Genomic DNA, 3,256 nt, shown 5'->3' with positions numbered 1-3,256 from the left:
CCTTCTTCAACTGGCTGTGACGCAGCTTGCAGGGTAAAACTTTCAACGGTACAGGTCACGCGATCATGGGGAAGCTTACGTTTTGTACTGCGCAGTTGGGTCGTCGGGGCTTTCTTCAGAGTTGTGTATTGCTGGGCGTGGGGGGCGCGGTGTTTGGCGCTTCGTCGGCGGTCGTTGGCAAATCCGCTGAAAAGCCCGGTTTTGTTGTGATCAACGGCTGGGTCCTGCCGTCCCGTTACTTCCGGAACGCGCAAGCATGATCAATGACTATCAGCAGCAAAAGACGCTGCGCGACAGCTACGATTTCTGCATTGTCGGTGCCGGGCCTGCCGGCATCACGCTGGGCCTGCGCCTGGCCGCCGCTGGCTGGAGCGTGCTGCTCGCCGAAGGCGGGGGGCGCGAGCACGCGCTGCAGTCGCAAGGCTTGTATGCCTGTGAATCCACGGGCCTGGAACTGTATGCCGAGGAAACCCGCCTGCGTTACCTGGGGGGCACCTCCAACCACTGGGCCGGCCGTTGCCGGCCATTCACCCCCTCCGACTTCACCCTCGCCCCGCCTGGCGAGCTGCCTGGCTGGCCGATCCCCTATTCGGAGATTGAAGGCTACCTGCCAGCGGCCATGGAGATCGTCGACCTGCCCAGCGGGGCGGAATTCCATGCAATGAATACCGGGCTCAACGGCGGCGATTTCGAGCCTGATCGCTTCCTGCTCAGCCCGCCTACGCGTTTCGCGCAGAAATACGCCACGGCCCTTGAACAGACCAAGGGCCTGGACGTGTTCATCAACTGCAACTGTGTCGACCTGGAGTTCGACACGGCTTCCGGCCGCCTGGCTGCGGTGGTGTTGTCCGACTACCAGCACAACCGTCAGCGCCTGGTGGCAAGCAACTTCATCCTGGCCACCGGCGCCATCGAGAATGCCCGGCAGTTGCTGAACAGCCAGTCACTGCTGGCGGCAGGCGTGGTGAGCAAGGAGGGGCTGGTCGGTGGGTGTTTCATGGAACACCTGAACATCGAGCTGGGCACTTTCATCCTCAAGTCAGGGCAGGACCCGGAGCCCCGCCAGTACTACACCACCGATGCCTTCGTCGACGAGTACAAGGCCGGTAAAGGCAATGTCACGGCCGTATTGCTGGCCGACGTGCAAACCTATGGGCGCACGGCCGAGGTCAAGCATTTTCTGGAGAACCTGGCCTGCGACATGGGTATTTCCAGCAAGGTCGAGTTCGTCGCCAAGTTCAGCTGCCCCGGTGACGGCGTGATCAGCACCATGATCGAGCAGTTTCCCAACTTGCAAAGCCGCATTTCGCTGCTGGACGAGAAGGACGCGCTGGGTGTGGCCAAGGTCAATGTCAATTGGGCCCTGAGCGCTGATGACCGGCATACCATCAAATGCATCGGCAGCGAACTGGCCCAGCAGTTTGCCGAAATGGACCTGGGCTTCGTCAAGCTCAACGACTTCGTCTATGACACCTCGATACCACTGAAAATGGCGCCACATGCCCACCACATGGGCACCACGCGCATGGCCGCCTCGCCGCAGTACGGCGTTGTCGATGCCAACTGCAAGGTGTTCGGTACCGAAAACCTGTACGTCGCCGGCAGCAGTATCTTTGCCAAGGGCGGCGCCTCCAACCCGACCATGCCGTTGTTGCAGTTTGCCGTGCGGCTGGCCGACCACCTCGATGCCAAGATGAGAGCGGCCAGCGGCGCCGCAGCGTGAAGCATGTTGTACATGGGTTGAGTGCGCGGCGGTCAGTACCTAGAAGAACGAGACCCGAAGCGCCTCAGGGACAGTCCAGATTGCAATGATTGCGAGGCCAGGCAGTATGAAGGGATGGATACGTAGTGCCGTGACGCGTTATGTCCACGCAACCGGGCGGGGAACCTCGTTCTACAAGAGGTTCTTCAACCCAACAGGCCTGGAGTGGGGCGCCTACCTGGCCCGCTGGGGCGGTTTCCACTCGGTGGGCAGCAACTTCTTTGTCAACCAGGGGTGCAACATCACCGACCCGTCGCTGGTACGCATCGGTAACAGCGTGGGGTTGTCCGACTGCACCTTGATCGGTCATGACGGCGTGGTATTGCTGATCGAACACCGCTTCGGCAAGCACCTGGACTCGGTCGGTTTCATCGACATCAAGGACAACTGCTTCATCGGCCACGGTGCCATCGTCATGCCCCGCGTGACCATCGGGCCGGAATCGATCGTGGCGGCTGGCGCGGTGGTGACCAAGGACGTGCCGCCCGGGACCGTCTATGGCGGCAATCCGGCCACCTTCATCTGCACCACCGAGGCGTTGATCCAGCGGGTGGAGGCACGCTGCGAAGCCTACCCGTGGATCGACATCGTCAAGCAACGCAAGGGTGCTTACGACCCGGAGGTAGAACCGATGCTCAGGGAGCAACGGCGCCAGTATTTCTTCGGGGACAGCAATAATGGCTAAGCCTGTGGATGTGATGGTGGTCAACTTCAACACCGCCGGGTTGTTGCAGCCCATGTTCGATGCGCTGCGCCAGGCCGACAGCGAACGGCTGGCCAGCTACCTGGTGGTGGACAACGCCTCGGCCGACGACTCGGTGCAGCGCCTGGCCGAGGTGTGCCCGCAAGCGCTGTTGCTGAGCAACAAGCAGAACATCGGTTTTGGCCGCGCCAACAACCAGCTGCTGGCGCACTTGCAAGGCAAGTACGCCTTGCTGCTGAACACCGATGCATTCGTCGCCGCCGACTCCCTGCAGAAAACCGTCGACTACATGGATGCCCACCCGGAGTGTGGCGTGCTGGGCGTGCGCCTGGAGGGCCGCGATGGCGACTTGCAGCCCAGCTGCCGCTACTTCCCGACCCCCCTCAACGTGTTTGTCGGGCGAACCGGGCTGGGGCGCTTTTTCCCCGGCTTGAAAATGGTCGACGAAATGAACTGGGACCATGCCTCGGTGCGCGAATGCGACTGGCTGCCTGGCTGTTTCTACCTGGTGCGCCGCGAAGTGCTCGACCAGGTCGGCCTGTTCGACCCGCGCTACTTCCTTTATTACGAGGAGGTCGACCATTGCAAGCGGGTCAAGGAGGCGGGCTGGAAGGTGGTGTTCTACCCGCATACCACGGTGGTGCACATCGGCGGTGAAAGCTCCAAGTCGGTGGCCGAGCTGGAGGCGGCCAGCCGGCAGATTTCGTCATACCAGATCGAAAGCGAGTTGCTGTACTTCCGCAAGCATCATGGCGTGGCGGGCCTGGCCCTGCACATGCTGCTCGTCACCC

4 protein-coding genes are annotated in these 3,256 nt (G+C 61.7%); 3 read left to right on the top strand and 1 reads right to left on the bottom strand.

The window, feature by feature from the left end:
• A partial coding sequence (locus HP546_RS31190; RefSeq protein WP_218584642.1) for a hypothetical protein occupies positions 1 to 254 on the bottom strand: 254 nt, incomplete at its 3' end.
• Between the two features lie 2 nt (positions 255 to 256).
• On the opposite strand from HP546_RS31190, the gene HP546_RS28060 reads away from it, so the two are divergent.
• From HP546_RS28060 to HP546_RS28050, 3 genes are all read left to right on the top strand, one after another.
• Positions 257 to 1,723, top strand: a complete 1,467-nt coding sequence (locus HP546_RS28060; RefSeq protein ID WP_172232424.1) for an FAD-dependent oxidoreductase — start codon at positions 257 to 259, stop codon at positions 1,721 to 1,723.
• 106 nt (positions 1,724 to 1,829) lie between these two features.
• Positions 1,830 to 2,447: an acyltransferase gene (locus HP546_RS28055; protein WP_172232421.1), complete on the top strand. Its 618-nt coding sequence runs from the start codon at positions 1,830 to 1,832 to the stop codon at positions 2,445 to 2,447.
• The coding region (locus HP546_RS28050) for a glycosyltransferase family 2 protein (protein ID WP_172232427.1) at positions 2,437 to 3,256 on the top strand (820 nt) is incomplete at its 3' end. The genes HP546_RS28055 and HP546_RS28050, both read left to right, overlap by 11 nt.

This window comes from Pseudomonas sp. CM25, from assembly GCF_013179705.1.
Taxonomy (GTDB): domain Bacteria; phylum Pseudomonadota; class Gammaproteobacteria; order Pseudomonadales; family Pseudomonadaceae; genus Aquipseudomonas.
This window is presented reverse-complemented; position numbering and strand designations above follow the sequence as displayed.

Coding starts and splice junctions, on each gene's coding strand:
- HP546_RS28055 (WP_172232421.1), top strand. CDS start 1,830: ATGAAGGGATGGATACGTAGTGCCGTGACGCGTTATGTCCACGCAACC.
- HP546_RS28060 (WP_172232424.1), top strand. CDS start 257: ATGATCAATGACTATCAGCAGCAAAAGACGCTGCGCGACAGCTACGAT.